The organism is Streptomyces sp. NPDC028722 (assembly GCF_040637655.1).
Taxonomy (GTDB): Bacteria; Actinomycetota; Actinomycetes; order Streptomycetales; family Streptomycetaceae; genus Streptomyces.
Genome location: NZ_JBEZWU010000031.1, coordinates 31,051 through 52,268, shown reverse-complemented (window position 1 = coordinate 52,268; position 21,218 = coordinate 31,051). Strand labels below are relative to the sequence as shown.

The 21,218-nt window shown below is 74.9% G+C and carries 1 protein-coding gene (running past one end of the window); it reads right to left on the bottom strand.

Annotated elements, in window-relative coordinates; all coding sequences use genetic code 11:
* Positions 1–21,091: the beginning of a hypothetical protein gene (locus AB0F03_RS32500; protein WP_361998629.1), read on the bottom strand. The gene continues 35,315 nt to the left of window position 1, outside the view; 21,091 of the gene's 56,406 nt are visible here — the first part of the coding sequence; it begins with the start codon at positions 21,089–21,091; the stop codon falls past the left edge of the window.
* Positions 21,092–21,218 lie beyond the last annotated feature (127 nt).

Here is a 21,218-nt window from a genome sequence, read left to right as displayed (position 1 = left end):
CGATCCGCACGTCGGTCAGGTAGGCCCTGACCGTCACCGAGACGTCGGTGCCCGAGGCCAGTCCGTGGCTGCCGATCCCCTCCAGCACGAACCCGTCGCCGAACACGGCCAGGGCGTTGCCGGTGAGCTGCTGCGAGGAGAGCGCGGAGCGCAGCACCTGCTGCGCCATGCTGTCCGGGTCGGTGAGCGAACCGCCCACCGCCGAGCGCGCCGTCCACCGCCAGGCCCCGTCCGCGGCCCGGACCAAGCGCCCCAGCGGTCCCGCCGCGCCGTCCGACATCCACGCCCCGGTGAGGCGTTCGGTCGTCTCCAGGTCGTCGCTGAGGGCGGCCGACAGGTCGAACGGCTCCTCGGTCCCCGGCGCGGTCCGGACCGCGCCCAGCACCTCGCTCACCGCGTCGGCCAGGGCGCCGCCGCCCGACACCCGGTCGACGAAGGCCGTCTCCGGGAGCCGGTGCAGCTCGCCGGAGTCGGCGGCGGCCCGCAGCCGACGAAGTTCTTCGTCGCTCACCCGGACGGCGTCCGCGGCGGGCCGGGGCGTGGGCGCCCCGGGGCCGGCCGGCTCCGGTGACGCCTCGGTGCGGTACGTGGGCAGCGCGAGGCCCAGCGTGCCGTCGGCGACGGCCGGCCGGGGCGCCGGGCCGTGGCTCCACATCAGCTCCAGCCGCAGGCGCACCGGGACGTCGAAGACCTGAAGGCCGTCGTCCGCCGAGGACACCACGTACTTCTCCTGGCCCACCAGGGACCCGGTGCCGGTGGTCGTGGCGGTCTGTCGGCTGTACGAGTACTCGGGTGCGAAGCCCTGCAACGGCAGGTCGCCGTGGCGCTCCAGCGGGTTGCTGATCTGGCCGGCCCCGGTCACCGACCAGGCGATGGGGGCCACCGTGCGCTGTTCCTGGCCGGGGCGGGCGAACCCGGCCCAGTTGTTCACCTGCACGCCGGGCAGCGCCCGCACCGCCTCCACCGGTCCGTCGCCCACGCGCTCGGCGGACAGCCGGAGCGCAACTCGCTGGGTGTCGGCCGTGGTGGGCAGCTCGAACCACACCGTGTGGCCGCCGTCGACGAGTTCGTCCGCCACGGCGCGCAGCGATTCGCCGGAGCGGGCGTGGTCCAGGGCGCGGGCGTTGACCAGCCGGCGGGCCCGGGCAGCCTCACCGGCCCACCCGTCGCCGGTCGCCGAGGGCAGGAAGCCGTGCTGCTGCAGCCAGCGCTCGGCCAGGCCGAACAGCGGCTCGGCGCCGTCGACGCGCAGGGTCGTGGTGGAGACGCCCAGCGAGCGCAGCCCGGCCACCTCGGGCGGGAGCCGGCGCGGGGCGGCGTCCGTGACGCCCTCCAGCACGGCGCGGGACGGCACCTGGAACACCACGGGGTACGCGCCCAGCCCGGTGCGGTTGTCCAGGGGGCTGCCCGGCGCCGGGGACACCCGGCCCCGGCCGGGGCGGACCAGCTCCACCACGAAGCCCACGTCGCCCCGCACCCGGAACAGGGGTCCGCCCCACTCCAGCGCCTGGGACCGGGTGACCTCGCCGCCGGAACCCAGGCCGTACGACACCTGGTGGCGCGCTCCGGCGTTCAGCGACACCGCGCCGCCGACCGGGTCGGTGACGCTGTCGGTCCGCGGGGCGGAGAAGCCGAGCGAGACACTGAGGTCGGCGCCCGCCGCGTTGGTGACGGTCGCCTGTCCGGTGACCCGCAGCGAACGCACCACCATGTGCATGAGGTCCGCCGCCGGAGCCGCCGGGCCCATGGTTCGCTCGCCGCCGGTGAGGGCCGCGTGCACCCGGAAGTGGCCCAGCACGGAGCCGTCACCGGCCAGCAGCACCGCTGAGTCGTGCCATCCGCTCAGCATCCTGGGCAGCGCGTCCCGCAGGTTGCGGGCGCCGAAGAAGCGCCGCAGGTCCTCCCGGGACGCCTCCGTCGCCGGGCCGAGGTGCGCGGCGAAGGACTCCTCCACGGCGTGCAGCACGCGGTCCGGGGCGAGCACCGACTCCACGGCGTACAGCGGCGTCTCGTGCACCGCCGACCGCAGCGGTGCGGCCTCCCGGTCGGCCGCGCCCGGCCGGGCGGCGATCGGACCGTCCTCTCCGGCCGGGCTCTCCGGGGCCGCGTCCCCGTCCTCGACCGCCTGCCCGGTGCGCGCGAGGTGCTCGGGGAACCAGACCGCGATCCGGCCGTTCTCCCGCTCGGGCGTCCAGTCGCCTGCGGCCTGCGCACCGTCGGACCGCACCTGCCAGCGCATCCGGTACTCGAACGGCACCGTCCCGCCGAGCGTGGTGGTGATGGACAGCGACTGTGCGCCGCCCGCGGCGCTCACGGACGTCGACAGCTGGTTGCGGACCACGTTGACCTGCGGCTGCACCGCGACCTGGCGCAGCGGGCCGGCGGTCGGCACGTCCCACACGTGGCTGTAGTTGAACTGGAAGGTGCGCAGATCGGCGGTGCCTGCGGAGTTGCCCGCCTCCGAGTAGCCCGCACCCCAGCGCTGCACCCGGTTGGGCACGCCTTCGGCCAGCCCGTCCAGCAGCTCGGGCGCGGACCGGGGGTCGTCCAGCCGCAGCCGTACGTAGACGGTCCGGCGCACGCCCCGGTGTTCCAGCGGCAGGCGCAGTCCGGTCTCGCTGCGCACGTCGGCCCACTCGTGGACCAGGTAGGCGGAGGTCAGCCTGGCGTCGATGCGCCGGCGGAGGTCCTCGTCGGGGCCGGCCGCCCCCTCCAGTTTCCGGGCCACCCGCTCGCGCAGCCACGCGACGGTCTCCTCCGGCACGGGACCGAGGTGGGTGGTGCCCTGGGCGCCGTCGAAGACCGAGCCGAAGGTCCGGACGTGTTCGCTCGGTTCCGGTACGGCGGCTGCCGATTCGGGTGCCGAGACCGCGGGCTCCGGTACGGCGGCTGCCGATTCCGGTGCGGCGAGCGCCGACTCGGGCGCGACGACCTCCGGTTCCGGTACGGCGACCGCCGGTTGCGCTTCGGCCTCGGACACCGGCCGCGGGTTCGCGGGCCGGTCGTGGAAGGTTTCGGTCAGCAGGGCGTCCAGGCTGCGCGGCCCTTCCGGGCGCGGGCCGAAGACCGCCGCGTCCAGCTCCGCCGCTCTTGCGGCGTCCACCGGCACGATGACCGGCTCGGCCGTGACGGTGCTGGGCCCGGCCTGGCTCGGGTCCCGGCCGGCCGCGTCCGCCGCATCGGCGGCCCGGGCGGCGCCCGCCGGGAGAAGATTCGTGTTCGGCCCGGCCAGCCGCCGGGCCGCCGCCTCGCCCTCCGTGTGCAGGACACGGGCGACCTCGGCCAGTCGCCGGTAGTACTCCTCCCGCGCCGCGTCGGAGTCCATCCGCATCGGCGCGCGGGCGTAGCCGCTCGCCCTGCTCAGCAGCGCTGTGGCGGCCGGGACGGAGATGTCCAGCCGCGCCGCCAGCTCGGCCGCGGTGTCCGCGTCCGGCCGCGCCTCGGTCTCCAGCCCCAGCTGCCGCAGCGTGTCCCGGGCGTCTCGCAGCGCGCCGAGCACCTTGGCCTGCTCACGCGACCGGGCCCGCTTGTCCCGTACCCGCAGGACGGCATCCTGCCCGGCCACGGCCGCGTGGTACGCCGCCAGGGCGTCCGCGAGCCGGGCCAGCCCGGCATCCACCGGCGTCGCGGACAGCTCGTCGGCGGGCCGGGCGTCCCGGGCTCCACCCGTGTCCTTGGCCTTGCCCTTGTCCGCCTTGCCCTTGCCGCCCTTGCTCCCGCGCTCCCCGGCCGCCCGGGTCGCGGCCCGTTCCGCCTCCTGGCGCACCCGGTCCCCGGAGGCCACCAGGGCGGGCTCGTTGCGCACCGCACCGATCTCCAGCGGGCCGTCCACGTAGCTCGCCCCGTGCCCGTCCCACAGGTACCTGTTCCCGTGCCGCACCGCGCTGATGGCGTACACCAGCGTGTCCACCCGGCCGTCGGCGGCGAGGACGTGCGTGAACGACGCGCCGCCGCTGCCGCCGCCCAGGTGGACGTGGAGCGCCTGGTGCGCCCGCACTTCGCTCTCCCGTGGCCGGAGCTGCCCGGTGGCAGCCCTGCGCAGGTCCCGCAGCTGCTCCGGCGACAGCCGGTCCTCCCGGACGTGCCGGGCGAAGACGAGCCGTCCGCTGTACTCCCAGGTGTCGGGCAGGTGGGGCTGGAAGGCGGCCAGCCGCTCGGCGCTGCGGGCGGCCTCCTCCGCCCGCAGCGCGCCCCGGCGGGCCCGCTCCCGGTCCCACACCGCGCGCGCCAGGTCGCGGACCCGGCCGTGCAGGTCCCCCTCCACCACGGCGCCCAGGCGGTCCAGCCAGTCGTGGAAGTCGGTCTCGAAGGTGTCGAGCCGGTCCTCGCCCGCGGTCAGGAAGTCGCCGAAGGCGTAGTCCCGCCAGGCCGCGGGGTCCCGGGCGAGGTCCTCGAGCACGGCGGGCGCGCCGAGCAGCAGGGGCAGCAGCTCCGGATGCCGCCCCAGCTCGCCCGCGACGTCCGCGGCCTCGGGGCTCAGCAGCAGTTCCGCCGCCTCGGGCACCGAGGCCAGCGCCTCGGCCCACACCGAGCCCGGCGCCGGCCGGGCCGCCCGGGCGGCGGCCGTGCCGGGGCGGTCCTGCGTGCCGGTGTCCGGTGCCGGGAGTTCCCGGACGGCCTCCCGGCCCGCACCGGGAACGGTGGCGGGGGCCAGAGCGGTCAGCAGGTTCTCCCCGGTCGGGTCCGCGACAAGTCCCCGGAAGGCGTCGGGATCCTGGGCCAGCCGCCGCAGTTCGTCGGCGAAGCCCGGGAACGCGAGTGCGCGGGTGCGCCACGCGGGCGTGCCGAGGAACCGTTCGGCGAACGCGCCGTCGCCGTCCAGGAACCGCGCCAGGCCGGCGTCGGTCAGCAGCCGCCGGAGCTCCAGCGGGTCGGTGTCCGCCAGGGCGCCGGGGTGTTCGGTCAACCGGCTCAGCAGCGTCTCGCGGTGGGCGATCCTGCGCACCAGCGCGGGGGTCAGGGCGTCGGCGAACGTCCGCGCGGCCCGCGCCGCCCGCCACAGCGCGCTGTCCCGTACCGCGTGCTCGACCAGGCGGTGGCCGCGCAGCAGCGCCCCGCCCAGCCACGGCGCGTCCAGCAGGTCACGGCCGATGCGCGGGTCGGCGGCCATGGCCTCGGCCAGCCCGCGTACCGCGCCGAGCGCAGTGCGCAGCGTGCGACCGCCTTGGTCCGGGGCCGTCGCGAGGTGGTCCGCCAGGTCCGGCTGTTCGCGCAGCAGACGGTGCACGGCCTCGCCCAGCGGACGGCGTCCGAGCAGCGGCGCCAGGCCGTCGTCGGCCGCCAGGGCCGCCACCGTCGCGGGGGCGCGCACCGCCGTCTCGGTCAGCTCGGCGGAGCGCAGCACCACGTCCGCCTGCGCGGGATGCCGCTCGAAGGCGCGCATCAGATCCTCGTGGCGGATGAACCGCATGAAGGCCGCCGCGTCCGGGAACGCCTCCGGATGGTCACCCACCGCACGGGCGACCTCGGGGAAGCGGGCCAGCACATCGGCGACGATCGGGGCCAGTGCGACGGTCGTGGCGACCGGGAGGCTGTTCACCACGGCCCGGATGACCGCCGTGCCCCCGTCGCGGTCCGTGAGGTGTGCGGCCAGCGAGTCGGACAGGGCGGGGCTGCGCAACAGGAGATCGGCGACCGGCCCGCCGTCCGCCAGGACCCGCGCCACGTCCGTGGAGGACATCATCAGGCCGTTCAGCTTCGGTCTGGTCTGCGCCAGGCCGTACCGCCTGTCCTGCATGCTGAAGAGGCGGACCAGCTCGGGGTTGCGGGTCAGCTTCTCGGCGAACCCGTGGTACGAGGTGAGGACGTCGGCGGCCTCCTCGTCGTTCATCACGTACCGGTAGAGGTAGTCGTCGGTGCGCAGGGCGGCGGTGAGCGCCGGTGTCCCCTGGAGCGGCACCAGGAGCGAGGAGACGGTGTCCTCGACGCGTGCGAGGAGTGCGGGCCTGGCCTCCAGCGTCTCGGCCAGCTCGGGGTCCAGGAAGAGCCGGGCGCCGAGCGCGGGGCTGCGCCGGGCGGCGGCGAGCAGGGCCGCGTTGCCGCGCACCCTGTCGTCGGTGTCCAGGAACCGGCGCAGCTCTTCTTGCTGTCCGGGGTCCGGCCGGGCCTCCCGCACCGCGGTCCTGGCCTCGTCCTGCGGGCGTTTCCACAGATCGCCCCAGAAGGCGTCGCCCGGTTCCAGGCGGACCCCCTCGGGTGACAGCACGGCGTCACCGCCGTACGTCGTCACCACGCTGTGCAGGTCCTTCGTCCAGGCCCGGCTCTTCTTCTTGGCGCGTGCCTTCTTCTCCGCGGCGATGCGGGACAGCTCGGCCTGGAACCCGGTGTCGTGCAGGACCTCGGCGAGGCCGGGCCGCGCGATCGCCTCGCGGAGCGCCTCCGGTGCCGATGCCAGGAGGCCGAGCAGGGTCCGGTCGGCGTTCAGTCCCGCGAGCAGGTCCGGGGTGTGGAAGAAACGGTGCCAGTGCCGGCCGCTGAGCCGGAGGTGCGGCCGGGAGGCCAGCTCCGCCACCACGGCCGGGTTGGCGTGGAGGTTGTCCACCGCCTCGGCATCGACGGCGTCCAGGACGGCCCGGTCGTTCCCGGCCAGCCGGAACAGGGCGGCGTCGTCGCGGAACAGTACGTCCAGCAGGCGCCCGGGGTCCGCCCGGCGCATCAGGATGTCCCCGAAGCCGGGGGTGAAGTAGTGGCTGAACACCCGTTCGTCGGTGCGCCGGACCTCCCAGAGGTGGACGAGCCGGTTCACCTCGGGCAGGACCGTGCGGCCTTCGAGGAGGGGCCCCAGGCCGGGGTTGGTGAACGCCATCTCCCCCACCCGGGGGTCGGTCTGCGCGGCCGCCGCGAGCGCCTGGCGTACGTCGGTCGACGCCGCTCCGACGGCGGAGGGAAGCCGGGTGAACCAGTGGGACAGGGTCGCGTGCCGCAGCGCCGCCCTCAGCAGGTGCGGGGCGAGCAGCGGTGAGCCCGGGCGCACCAGTCGGCGCAGTTCCGCGGCGCTGTCGTCGAGCAGCCGGCGGTACTCGTGCGGTTCCGACAGCAGTCCGGGGTGGTCCAGCATCGTCCGCACCAGGCCGCTGTCCCCTTGCAGGACCGCCGACAGACCGGGCTCGGCGGTCAGCACGACGTCCAGGCCGGGGTGGGTGGCCCGGAGTTCCGCCAGCGGTCCGCCGTCGGCGCTCTCCGCGGGAGCGGTGTGCTCGGGCGGCGTCGCGTCCCGCAGGGCGTCGCGCAGACCGTCGTCCGGTACGCCGTCGAAGTACGCGGGGTCGTGGGACAGCCGGGCGGCGACGGCCGGGTTGTCCACCGCCTCGGTGACCAGCCGTACGTCCGCCGCCAGACGGTCGGCGAATACGGGGATGTCGGCGAGGACGTCGACCAGCCGCGGGTCGCGTCCGAGGACGTCCAGCAGGCCGGTGTCCCGCGCGACCGCCGACAGCAGCCGCGGCGCCTTGATCAGGAGAAGCGTCTGATCGGCGTGGAGCTGGAGGGCGGCACGCAGGGCGCGGTCGCCGAGGAGGGCGGCGTAGTCGACGGGGACGGGGACGGGGGCCTGCGCGTTGACGTGCAGGGTGCGCGACAGCGTCCATTCGTGGGCGAACGCCCGCGCGCTGTCCGCGGAGCCGGCCCGCACCGCCTCGGCGAGCTGCGGGAGGCTGGCGATGGTCGCCGCGACGGGGCCCCGCACGGAGAGGGCAACGGTGTGGGCGACCTTGCCCTGGAGCCAGGTGGCCAGACCGGCGGCGGAGAGCAGCACGAAGTTGGTGGTGGGCCGGCTCTCGATCTCCTCGAGCAGTTCCCGCCGCCCGTTCGCGTCGGCGGCCAGCAGGTCGTCCAGGAACCGCGGGGTGCGCGCGTAGAGGCTCAGGGTCGGGGCGGACAGCTCGCCGAGGCCCGCGAGCAGCCTGCCGGATTCGGACAGTGTCTCCAGGTGCTGTGGGCGCACGCGGAGCAGCGCCCCCAGAGCGGGATTGGCCACGATCGCCCTGAGCACGTGCAGATGGCCTGGGTGCGTCAGCGCGTCGACCAGCCGGGCGTGCGCGGGTTCCGTCCACTGCCGGTCGACCGCCACCACGCGGGCGAGTTCCGCGGCCGGCCAGTCCTCGTGCCAGGAACGCGCTGCCGCCTTGGCCAGGAAGGCGGCCAGGGCGTCGTGCCGGCCCGCCGGGGCGCCGCGGCCGCGCGCTGCCTCGGCGGCGGCTTGGTCGAGCAGCTGCCGGGTGCGCGGCGGCAGGGGGGCGACGCGGGCCTGGACAGCCGCGGTGGCGGTGTCCGAACCGCCCGGGGCCACCGGTCCGGACGCCCAGATACCGGGCGTCTCCACGGCCAGCTCGTCCGCCTGGGCAATGGCCCAGGTGTAGCTCCCCGTCCTGCCGTACGTCTCCGCGATCCGCAGCGTCGCCCGGTACAGCGCCTCACGCAACCGTACGGTCTCGGGATCCGTGCCCGCCAGCAGGGCCGGGGCGAGCATCCCGGACGCGTCGGTCACCAACTCCCAGAACCGGTTCTCACCGAACTCCCGGATCAGCCGCGACTCCATGTCCGCCACCGTCTCGGCGGCGGTCCCGGGCTGCGTCCGCAGCGCGTCTTGTGCCGACCCACCGGCGTCCGCGGCCACCTCACCCGTTTCGAAGGGCGTCGGCCACATGTCCACGTCCGGCGTGGCGTCCACTTGGTAGGCGAAGTCGAACGCCTCGGGATACGAGCCGTCGAGGCCGGGCTGGTACGGAAGCAGGTCCACGAAGCCCTGACCCGCCCACGCGTCGGCGGCCGGATTCTCTGTACCGGTCATCCAGCTGACGTCGAACACACCCGACTCAGCCGGCAGCACGTTCCCCACACCCAAGTCGGTCATCCAGCTGAAGTCGAACACGTCCGACTCAGCCGGCAGCCGGTTCCCCGCACCGAGTCCGAGTCCGGCGTCCGGCTCGTGGGTGGCCCCCGTCATGTCGAGGTCGTCTTCGAGGGCTCCGGACTGCCGGGCACCTTCCGGTGCCCTTGTCCCGTCGGACCGCCCGGTCGCCGCACCGGGGGCCGTGGTGGGTGCCGCGGGCTCCAGGCCGATCATGGACCCCGTGGGCTCCACGCCGCTCATGGAGGCCCCGGACGGCGGCGCCTGGCCCGCGTCGGCCTGACCTGCCCTCTCGGCCTCCGGCGCCACTACCCGCATGCGCTTCGGCCGTACCGGATAGCGACGTACGTACTCCGCGTTCAGCCAGTCGAGGATTTCAAGGTCCGGAGCGCTCCCGATGACGCCGCGCACAAGGTGCGAGGCCTCCAGGAACGTCATCGGCCGCCGCCGGTTCCGCTCCACGCGGCGCACTATGTTGATCACGTTGTCCACCACGTCGGCCGACAGCGGCTGTGCGCCCCTGAGGGCGCCGGGCTCGGCCGCACCGGGCATGGGCCACTGCCGCGCCCACCAGGCGGGAGACGGCCCCGGCTCGTCGGAGGCCGGCACGCGCTGTTCCGGCTGGGCCGCGATGGTGTGCCGCTCGTCGGCCTGTCGCGACCTGGTGGACGGCCCGGCCGTACGGGTCGTGTCGTCCCCCGTCCGAGGTGCGGTCGAGTCCCGCGCGGCGGCGTCGTGACCGGAGGTACCGGCCGACTGGCGTGCACCCTTGGTCGCACGGACCTCTCCGCTCCACCGGGACGGAAGGATCCTGACGGCCCATGCCTCGCCGAGCACCTCACGGATGTTCTGCTGTTCCTCGGACAACATGTGGGACGCGTGGCGCAGCACCCTGCTCCACTGGGCGAGATCGAAGGTGGGCTCCCAGCCGGGCACCCGGATCGCCCGGATCTCCTCGTCCGGCGGAGCCTCGGCGGGCACCCGGCCCCGCAGGTACACCCGCGCGGCCTGCAACGCGTCCCGGGTCGCCCATCGCATGCCGACCGCATTCCAGTCGTCCACGAAGTTCTGCGGGAATCTCGTGTACGCGTCGGTACGCAGGCTGTGGATGAATTTGCCGAGCTCGACGGGCCGAGGCGGTTCGCCGACGTACAGGGGCCGATTCCGCGGTGCTTCGAGGTGACCTTCCCGATCGAAGAACGACCGTGCCGCTTGCAGACGGAGCGCGTCGTCGGGCTGTGGCGCCCGCCGTGAGGGCAATACACGGGCAGCCCAGGCTTTCCCCAGCGTGTCTCGGATGAGCTTGAGGTGCGGCTTGGGCATCATGTTGGTCTGGACGTGGGACATCATCGTCCTGGCCCAGTGGGCGAGGTCGAAGGGGACGCTCCAGCCGGGCACCTGGATCGCCCGGATTTCCTCGTCCGGGGGAACCTCGGTGGGCACCCTGCCCTTCAGGTACGCCCGCGCCGCCTGCATCGCCGTCTCGGTTGCCCACCGCATGCCGACGGATTCCCACCGCCGGACGAATTCCTGGGTGAAGCGCGCGTAATCCAAGTTCCGCACGTAGTAGACGTGTTGGCGCAACGGCTTGAACTCGGCCTCCTCGGAGACCTCCAGATGCCCGAACTGTTCGAAGTAGTCCCTGGCCGCCTGCTCGAAATTCTGTCTGGGACCACGGGCCACGGTACGACTGCGCGGCACCCCCCGCTCCCCCGGTTGTACGGGCTCACGCACCTCCTGGAGGGCGTCCACGCCGATGGCTTCCGTGGCGGAGCTGCCCGGCCGGGCGTTCCGCTGTTCCAGCGCCGGGGTACGGCCGGACAAATCCTCCATCACTGTGTCGTAGGGCTCCGTCCGCGCGGCCCGGGGCCTCGACGGTCCCGCCCCCGGCGTGGCGTCCGGCAGCTGTCCCCGCGCACGGCGCGACGGGGCGCCGCCCGGCCTGGCGGCGCCGTCCCGCTCCCTGGCTTCGGCCCGGAGCAGCTCGGGATCGGCCTCGGCCGGGTCGAGGAGGCGGGCGGGCAGCACATGGCTGCTCAGGTTGTCGCGGGGCGCGCCAGGCATGGTCTGCACCAGGCGCCGGGACCACGGGGGGAGGACGACCGTGTCGACCGGCTGGAGCGGGGTGCCGCCCAACGTGCTGAAGGTGACGGACCGCACCAGGTCGCGCAGTTCGGGGTAGGCGGCGATGAAGCCGACGACCGCGTCCCAGATGTCACCGGAGTGGGGTGTGCTGCGGATCATCGGTGAGACCAGGGCCAGGTTCAGGTTGCCGGGCTGGCGGTACAGGCCCTGGACGAGGGCGACCACCGCGGCGCGGGCGGCCCTGAGTTCCTCTGCGGGGTACACGGCAGCCGCAGTCGCCGCCGTGCCCTCCGCGGGGTGCGGAGGGAGCCAGGACTGCGCGGACGCAAGTGCGAACACCTGGGGCGAAACGGCGACCAGGCCGTCCAGCATGTCCGGCAGGCGGACGCGGCGGGCCAGCGTCCGCCAGACCGTCGGGCTGGGACCGGTACGCATCAGCACCTCGTCGCGCACCGTCTGCCGCGTGTGGTTCAGGACGTCGGGGGCGAGCGGACGCCGCGCGGACCGGTCGTCCGGGGGTGCCTCGTCGTTCTGCAACCGCATGGACCGCAGCATGTTCTCGGCCGGGGTCCGCGTGTAGTTGCCCCGGATCACGTCCCGGTAGGGGTCCAGGAAGGCATGCCCTGCGGGTGCGATCAGGACCGCGTTGGACGGCCGGCCCCCGTGGCGCGCCAGGCCGAAGCCGTACGGGGAGTCGACGACTCTGCGGACCTCACCGGTCAGGTCGCCGGAGACCGCGTCGTCCGGGTCGTTGTACACACCGCCGAACCGGGCGAGGATCTCGACGCGCAGTATGTCGCTCGCGGCCGCGTACGCGGCGCCCATCCTCCGGGAGGTCTCCGCCTTGTAGATGCCCTCCAGCACCATGGGCGAGGTGGCGGAGAAGATCTCGTCGATGCTGACCAGCCGCACCCGGGCGGCACGGGCCCAGTAGAGCATGTCCAGCACGTCGGCCGTCCGGTGCTCCGTCCATTCTGTGGCGTCCGGCATCTTCGCGGCGGCCTCGGCGGTGTCGAAGTCGGCGCGGGGCACGTCGGTCCACAGGATGACGGTGAAGTCCGGCTGGGAGGAAGCCAGAGTCTGGAGGTTCCGGCGGAAGCCGCTCGTGGCCCCTTCGTCCCGCAGCGGCCCGCCGAGCCAGATGGCGTGGACGAGCTTGGCGATCCTGGTGGCCTTCGGCAGAGCGGGCAGCGTGGCACGGCTCATCGACCGCCGGCCCGACTCCACCACGGTGTGGGGCTGCCGGGGCAGCGCGGAGGGCTGCAGCTCCGCCGCGCGCGGGGCCGGCCGGGTCATGTCCACGGCCGTGAAGAACGCCGCCCGCTGGGCGGCCTTGAGCTGGGAGAAGTCGTAGCCGCGCAGGAACTCGGGCGCCGGGGGCGCCTGCCGCTGCCCGTAGACGTCCGGGCCGAGGATCCTCGCGATCGCTTCGGCGTCCGGATCGCCTCCGAGGCCCGGACCGCGGCGGACCTCGAAACCGGACGCGAGGCCGCGTTGCAGCTCGCGGACCGCCGGGCCGGTGTCCTGCTCCGCCCGGCCCGCGCCGAAGGCGCCGCCGAGCATCTGGGCCGGCGACCAGATTCCGGGTGTCTCCACCGTCAGCTCGTCGGCCAGCGCCACGGCGCGCGCGACGCTGTTCGTCCGCCCGAGCGTTTCGACGAGGCGCAGCAGCCCCCGGCGCTGTGCCTCCATCAGCCGTGCGCTCGCCGGGTCCCCGGCAGTCAGCGCGGCGGGCTGGAGCAGCGCGGACGCCTGACGGGTGAGGGCTTCGAACGGGGCATGGCCGAACTCCTGGCGCAGCCGGAGTTCCATGGCGCCGGGCGTCTCCGGACCGGTCTCGCCCTCGGTGAGGTGGGCGCGCTCGGCATCGGTCGGCGAGTCGTCGGCCACCGCGCCGGAGCGGGGCTCCGGGGACACACCCCGCGGACGGACTCTCCCTTCGGAGACCTCGCCCCCGCCCATGGACGACGGCCCCGCTTCCGGCGTCACTCGGCCGGTGCCGCCGAGGTCACCGTCCGGCCGGCCCAGCGCCGACTCGTCCGGCGCCGGGCCGGCGGTGTCGTCCTGGAGCCACGCCCACCAGGGGTCGTCGAGCAGCATGTCCTGGCCCTGGTCGGCGTCGGGCAGCAGGTGGGCCAGCGCCGCCAGTTCGGCTTCCAGGTCGAACCCGGCGACGTCCGGACCGCCGAGACCGAACTGGTCCCACTGGACGTTCCCCACGTCGAGCCCGGTGTCCTGGCCGGACCAGGGGGCCTGGCCGGCGCCGTGGTGCGGTCCGGTGTCGTGCGAAGGGCCGGCGATACCCAGCGGGCCGTCGTCGCGCATGGCCTGTCCGGGCCCCGGCTCGGCCGTCACGTCGTTCACGGCGTCGAGAGGAGTCGCCTCCTCCCGGCCGTCCGCGGGGGCCCCCTGGCTCTGGTTCACGCCGGAACCGGACGCGGTCCGCTCCGGGCCGGACAGGCCCTGGGCGGACGCCGCCAACTGCTGCGAGACCCGTGCAGCGCGCTGCCTCATGGCGGGAGCTTTTCCGGGCCCGGTGGGCCAGACGGCGTACTCCTCGCTCAGCTGGGAGAGCAGTTCCTGGCTCAGTCTCCTGTTCAGGACTTTCTGGGCGTAGTCGCGCACATCGCCGAGCGTCAGCTTGCGTTTCCGCTGTCGCTCGCGAGCCCGTACGTACGAGAACAGGTCGATGAGTTCCTCGGGCGTCACCGTGTCCGGCGCAACCGGGGCGGTGGTCCGAGCGACGGACGCGGGCAGGGGACGCGGTGGCGCACCCCACGGTCGCAGCCAGCCGTCGGAGGGGGCGGCTTCGCCGGGCAGGATGCTCGCGGCCCAGGACGGACCGAGAACGTCGCGGATCTCCTTCCGCTTGGCCTCCGCCATCCGGGACACATGGGGAAGCACCCTGCCCCAGTGAGCCAGGTCGAACGTGGACTTCCAGCCGGGCACCCGCACCGCTCGGATCTCTTCCGCCGGCGGCGGCGCGTCGAGCTGTCCGCCGGTGATGCCCCGGCTCTCCAGATATGCCTTGGCGGCCTCCAGCGCGGTGGAGTCCGCCCAGCGCATACCCCTCGCGTTCCAGGTGTCCACGGTCGTCTGGGCAAGTTTTGTATAAGGCGTCCGGCGCAGCACATCGATGTAGTGGCCGAGAGGATCGGTCCGTCCGTCCACCCGGGCAGGCACTTCGAGGTTCCCGTGCGTGTCGAAGTAGTGCTGCGCCGCTGCCACTTGGTGTGCCGCCCCGCCGGTGACGTAGCCGCGCAGGCTGCCCCTCTGCCCAGGAGCACGTCCCTGCCTGCGCCGGTGCTGCGTCCAGTACTCGGCGTGCAGCCATTCCAGCTGCCGCGGCTCCAGGACCTTTCCCCAGGTGGCGAAGGCCGCGTCGGCGACGCTGCCGAACGTCACCTCCGACGACTGAGCGCCTCGTTCCCGCAGCTGGGTGAACAGCTCGGCCTGCTGGTCCAGTGACAGCCAGTCGGCCCAGAAAGGGCGTACGGACGGCGGCTGTGCCAGGGAACTCCACCGCCTGGTCCGCCACTGCTCTGCGGCTCCGCCTCCGGCCCCGGCCTGCTCGTGCTCGTCGATCTCGATCGGATGCGTGCGGGTGCCGGGCTCCGGCTCCTCGGACTCTTCCGGCTCCTGCCCAGGGGGACTGTCGCCGAAGAGATCCGCCATCAGGTCGTCGTCCGCCTGCTCCTGCGGCGCGGCGCCCCGCTGCTGCTCGTCGCGTCCGAAACGCGGCATGAAGAGACCGGTGAGGCCCTGTGCGGAGGACGAAGGACCGGCCTGCTGCTGCGTCGTGTCCGCGGGCGGAGCACCCGCGCGGATCCCGGCCGGCGCCGGGTCGGCGCCCAGTTCCGTGGCCCGCCGCCGGGCCGCCGCCTCGTCCTCGGTGTGCAGGACGCGGGCGACCTCCAGCACGCGCCGGAGGTGGGCCTCGCGGAGTGCTTCGGTCTCCCCCATCTCGTTGATGGTCGGTTTCGCCGGTACGAGCTGGCCGGCCCTGCCGATCAGTGCGGCCAGCCGGTCGTGGTCCAGTCCGCGCAGTTCCGGCGGCAGCGACTCGGCCGGCCGTTCGCCGTCGGCCCGGCCCTTGCCCTTCTCGTCGCCACCCAGGGCGCGCAGGTGCGCGGCTTCCAGGCCCGCGCGGAACGCGTCGGCGTACTCGGCCTCGTGGGCGGCCCAGGACGTGGACAGCGCCTGGGGCGCCCACAGCAGTTCGTACGCGGCCAGGAAGTCGGTGCGGAAGTCCTCGGTGAGTCTCTCCCACTCCTCGCGCGCGGTGTCGTCGTCCGGGCGCAGTGCGTGGAAGGACCGCGCGGCGTCGTGCAGTACGGCGTCGGTCCAGGACTCGAAGGTGAGGTGCGCGGGCAGCGCGCGGGCCTGCTCGGCAAGCAGGGCGTCCCACTGCCGTACCGCACCGGCCAGCTCGTCGGAGCCGACCGGACGGCCGGTGAACAACGCGTCGAAGGCGGCCAGCAGCCGCTCGTCCAGGCCGGACCGGGCGCGGGCGAGGTCGGCCTCGGTGAGCGCCTGGTGGCCGTGGGCCGCACGCCACTGGTCGAGCCGTTCGTCGAAGAGGCGCCCGGAGGTGGTGACCACGGTGTCCCGGGCGTGCTGCACGGTGAGCCAGGTGTGCAGCCGGTCCCGGCCGGTCAGCTCGCCGTACGCGGTGTTCCAGCGCTCCAGCCGGGACCGGACGTCCGCCAGGCCGGCGGTCAGGCCGTCGTGGCCGAAGAGCTGTTCGAAGTGGTCGTTGACGGCGGCGGCCACCGAGACGTCCAGGGTGCGGCGGAGCTGGGGGCGCACCTGGCCGAAGGAGACGGGGAAACGGTCGAGGAAGGCCCGGCCCGTGCCCCCGCCGGAGTCCGCCCAAGAGGCGACGGCGTCCGCGACGTCCTCCTGCGAACGCAGGATCGCCGCTTCGCGCGCCGCCTGGAGGGCCAGCCGGCCGGGCAGCGCGTCGAGGACCCCGCGCACCTGGTCCTGCCAGGCTTCAGGCAGCGCGCCGCCGCCGGCGGCCAGCCCGGCCGCGGACGCCGCGCTCGGGAAGACCTTGTCGAACGCCTCCCTCAGCGTCTGGCGGGCGTCCGCGAGGATGCGGGTCCGGCCCGCCTCCGACACCTCGACGTGCTCGGCGTCGAAGCCGGCGAGCAGATCCCGGCTGCCCTGGTCGAGGCGGTCGAGGAAGGCCCCGTCCACCAGCTCCCCGAAGACCCTGTCGAGCCGGGAGAGCTGGCCGAAGAGGAGCGCGTACCGGTCGAACTCCCCGTCCAGGCCGGAGACGAGCCCGCGCAGCAGCCGGGCCGACTGCCGTACCGCGTCGTCGCCGGTGCGGAGGTCGGTGCCGGAGACCAGGGTGTCCTGGAGCATCCCCTCCCACCGCTCGCGGAAGTCGCCGGCGGCCAGCTCGTGCACCGACTCGGCCATGTCCAGGACCAGCTCGAACGGCGCCGGCGCCCCGTCGGTGAGCCGGTTGCGCCAGGCATCGGTCAGCCGCAGACCCCAGCCGCGGAAGGCATGGTGGAACGCCTCCTCGCCACGGACCACGGCCAGCTCGCGGGCCGCCCCCAGGGCGAAGGCGTCCCGCAGACGGTGCGCCGCCGGGCGGTCGGCGGTCGGCTCGCCGAACCGGTCCGGGTTCTGCCGGACCCGCTCCCGGACCGCGGCCAGCCGCTCCTCGGACACGCCCGGGACCTGCTCGCGCGCCCACTGGCGGAACGCCTCGTCGAAGGCGCTCTCCCGCTCCTGCGCCGCGGCCCCAGCGGCCTTTTTGCCGTCGGCGTCGGTCGCGGCCGCAGAGTCCTCGGTACGGGTCTGCGCCAGCAGATCGGCGTAGCGGCGGTGCAGCTCCCGCTGCGCTTCCTGCCAGGCCGGGACCCGCCAGTCGTCCTCGGCGGCGGCCTGCGGATGCGCGGCCTGGAACTCCGTCGGCAGGGCGGTGTCAGCGGTCTGCCGGGCGGTCACGAGATACGCCTCGCGCAGTGCGGCGATGTGGCGCCGGGTCCAGTCGACCGTGGCGGCGTGGGACAGCGTCACCGTGTCCTGGGTGTCGCCGGCGAGCTGCCGGGCGAAGTCCTGGTAAGCCGTGTGCCGGGCGTCGGCGACCTCGCGCAGCGCGGCGGCCTGCGCGTCGAACCGGGCCAGCGCCTGTTCGCGCGTCTGCGGGCTGTACAGGTGGAGCCGGTCGGTCAGCGGTTCGGCGAGCGCTCGGCGCCGCTGCTCGTACCAGGCCGTCAGCTCATGGTCCCAGGCCGGGTCGGCCGTGAACCGGGCCATGTGGTCGGCGAGGCCGCGGTTGTGGGCCGCCACCGTCTGTGCCCGGCGCTGCTCGTACAGCGCGCTCTGGCGCACGTCCGCGTCGAGCCGTTCCAGCCGTTCCCGGCGCTCGGCCTCGTCCGCGACGGCCGAGGCCTCGGCGCGGTCGGTGACGTACTGCTGCCGCAGCTGGGCCAGCTGTCCAGAGTACCAGCGGCGTGCCGGGCCGTTCCAGTCCGCCCGGCCGTCGGTCAGGTCGGCGCGTCCGCCCGCGCCGCCGAGTACGGCGTCGAAGGCGGCGCGGTGCTGTCGCCCGGCCACCCAGGCGGCGTGCGCCTCGGTGTACCGCTGCCCGAACTCCTGGACCAGGCCGGCCAGGCGGGCCGGCGGCTGACCGGCGGCCTCCTGCTCGAACTCCTGCGCCAGCGCGACCGCCGGCTCTGCGTTCGCGAAGGCTTCGCCGTGCCGCGTGTCCGGCACGGTCGAGGCGATGTCGCGGTGGAAGACGTCCGACGCGTCCGCGTACGCGGTCAGTCGGTCGCGGACGGAGGCCAGCCGCGTGGTCAGGTCCGCGAGGGCCGTGTCGCGGGCGGCGGTGATCTCGGCGGGGCCCGTGGCCGTACGGTCCTCGGTCCAGGCGTCGGCGAACGCCTCCCGGGCGGCGGCGACCCGGTCCGTGGCCTGAGGGGTGCGCAGCTCGGGGAACGGCGCCAGCCGGGTCTCGAACTCCTGGTACGCCCGGTCGCGGGCCTCGACGGTGTCGCGCAGCCCGGCCAGGGCCTCGGGGGCGGGCGCCTGGGCCGGGGGTGCGTCGGTCCGGGTGGCCGCCGCCCGGGGCGGGGCGGCAGCGGGCAGCGGGGGCGGGGCCGGCTGCTCCTCGCGGGCGGCGAGGAGTTCCTGGGACTGGAGCTGCCCGTCCCCGTCACCGGTCCGGTCGCCGCCCCGGGCCGCCCGGCCCGCGCCGTCACCGGCGGCCGTCGCGGCCGTCTCCTCGAACGGCGCACGGGTGTTCCGGGTGATCTCCATCCGGCCCAGGTCCAGCGACCACCGCGGTTCGCGCTGCCACGCCTGGACCGCCTCGTCCTCGGCGCGGGTCCGCTCACCGAGCTGCTGCCAGCGCTGCCGTGCCTCGTCCACCAGGGCGGCACGGGCCCCCGCCTCGCCGTCCGGGGAGGGGGTGCGGCCGGCGGCGTCCCACTCCTGGGAGAACCACGACTTCAGCTCCGACAGACCCCGCTGGTACTCGGCGGACACTCGGGCGGAACGGATCTCGCCCTGCGGGATCTCCACTTCACGGGCCAGGTCCTCCAGCGCCGCGCCCTTGCCGAGCATGCCCTGGAAGTTGGCGGCCACCCGCTGCCGCCACTGGAGGCTCTCCGCCTGGGCGCGCTCGCGCACGGCGGCGTCCCGCGGCGCCCGGAGCTCGGCGCTGTCCGCCTCCCACTCCTCGCGGACCGTGCTGCCGAACGCGTCGCCGCGTTCCTTCTCGCGCTCCAGCCAGCCGCGCAGATCCCGCCCGGACGGGCCGTAGATGTCCTGGTAGCGGCCGGCCCAGTCACCGCGGAAGTCCTCCGCCAGCCGGTCGAAGGTCTCCTCGGTGACCGTGTAGCCGCGCACCGGGCGCTCGGTCAGCTCGTCGAGCCCGGGCCCGGACAGCCGGTGGAAGGCGGCACCGCCGTCCCGCAGCGCACGCTCCATGCCCCACTCGAACCGCAGCCGGTCCGGCAGGGACCGTTCCACGGCCGGCAGGTACTCGCGGAAGAAGAGGTCCCCGCCCGCCGCGACCCGGTCCGGCCCCCACGTGCCGTCCTCGGCGCGGCCCGCGAGTTCCCGGAAGACCCGGGTGACGTCCTCCCGCAGCCCTTCGTGGGCGCGCTGCGCGCCGGGTCCCTCGGCCCCCAGCCGCTCGAAGAGCCGGTCGGCCTCGGCCAGGGCCCGGTCCAGGCCGACCTGGTACTCCAGCCGGGCCGGCAGCTCGCCGGCCAGCCTGTCCTGCGTGTTCCGCAGCTCTGTGGCGTGTTCCTCCCACTGCTCGCGGGTCAGTGCGCGCGGTTCCCTGCCCGCCAGGAGCTTCTCTCCCTCGGCCGTCAGCTCCGCGCGGTGGGAGGCGATCACCGCGTCGGTGTCGACGCCGGCGGCCTCCGCCAGGTCGTACCGCGTGGACCGCTGCCATTCCGCGCGCCGCGCCTCGACCTCCTGCCCGGTTCCTGCCTTCAGCTCCTCCTCGGTGACCCGGGCACGCAGGCGCGCCTCCCACCGGTCGCGGAACTGTTCCAGCTGGTCGCGCAGGGTGTGGCGCTGTGCCCGCCACTGCTCGTGGTCCATCCGGCGGATCGGTGTGCCGTCCCCGCGGGGCAGTGTCCGGGTCGTCACCTCGAACTCGGTGTGGAAGTCCGTACGGGCCTCACGCGTCCACGGCGCCTTCGCGTCGGCGCCCACCCGCCTGCTGAGGAAGTCGAACGTGTCGGCGGCCTCGGCCGCCAGCTCCAGCCGGGTGCGCAGGCCCCGGGTGAGGTCCCGCAGCCCGCTGTCGTAGGCGCGGTGCACCTGGGACCAGTCGAAGGAGTCGACGCGCTCGCCGTCCCGCCACATGCCCTCGGCCGCGCGGTGTACCTCACCGGCGGCGTCCGCGGCGAACTCCTCGCGCACCCGCAGCAGATCGGCCTCCGACAGGGCGTGCCGCCAGGGACCGGACCCGCCGTCGAACACCTCGTCGGCCGCCCGCCGGGCGACGTGGACCGCGGCGGACAGCTCGAACTCGTCGTGCAGGCCGGCGGAGAGCCGGTCGAAGGTCTCGGCGAACTCGGAACGGGTGATCTCGCCCCGCAGGTACTCGTCGAAGGACTCCTGCCAGCGTTCGTCGAACCGGGACTTCACCTCCCGCATCCACTGCTCGCGGACCTGCTCGACGAGTTCCGGCGTGACCTCGGCCCGGTCCGCGGGGCCCTGGGCAGCGGTGCTCTGGGCAGCGGTGTCCTGCTCCGTCGCGGCCCCGTCGGAGTTCTCCGCGAGCGTCGCGCGCTCCTCCACGGCCCGCTGACGTTCCATGTCGGCGATCCGCAGGCGGATCGCGTCGATGTCGTCGGGCCCCCGGAAGGCGGGGTCGGGGTCCGCCAGTCGCCCGGCGAACGCCTCCTCCACCCGGCGGTCGGCCTCCTGCTGCTGCCGGAACCGGTCCTGTTCCTCCTCGAACCGGCCCTGGTGCGTGCCGACCACGCGCCCCTGTTCCTCGCTCCACCGCTGGGCGCGCGCCTGGGCGTCGCCGTGGAACGCGTACGGCTCGAAGCGTCCGGTACCGCCGCCCGGCAGGACACCGGCGTCGTGCGCGCCGGTGCCCGGCGCGATGCCGGCGTCCTGCTCGCCGGTGCCCGGGTGAGGCGGCGGAGTGCCTCCGTCGCCGTCCCGCGCCGGTGACGGCTGGTCCCCGGTGTGCCCCGACTGCTGCTGCTCCGACGCGCGGTCGGCGGGCGCCGGGCCCTGATCGCCGGGTTCGCCCCCGCGACCGGCGGGAGCGGACAGCGGTGCCCGCGTCTCGGTCCGCCCGGCACCCGGCCGCGCGTCCCCACCGCCACCGGCCGGGCTCTCGGTACGCACGTCCGGGGTACGCACGTCCGAGGCACGCAAGTCCGACGCGGTCCGCCCGGCCACCCCGGGCCGCGCTTCCCCACCACCGGCCGCGCTCTCCGTACGCACGTCCGACACGGTCCGCCCGGCCACCACGGTCCGCCCGTCCCCACCACCGGCCGGCCCCTCGGTACGCACGTCCGACACGGTCCGCCCGGCCACCACGGTCCGCCCGTCCCCACCACCGGCCGGCCCCTCGGTACGCACGTCCGACACGGTCCGCCCGGCCACCACGGTCCGCCCGTCCCCACCACCGGCCGGCCCCTCGGTACGCACGTCCGACACGGTCCGCCCCGCCACCACGGACCGCCCGTCCCCACCACCGGCCGGCCCCTCGGTACGCACGTCCGACACGGTCCGCCCCGCCACCACGGGCCGCCCGTCCCCACCACCGGCCGGCCCC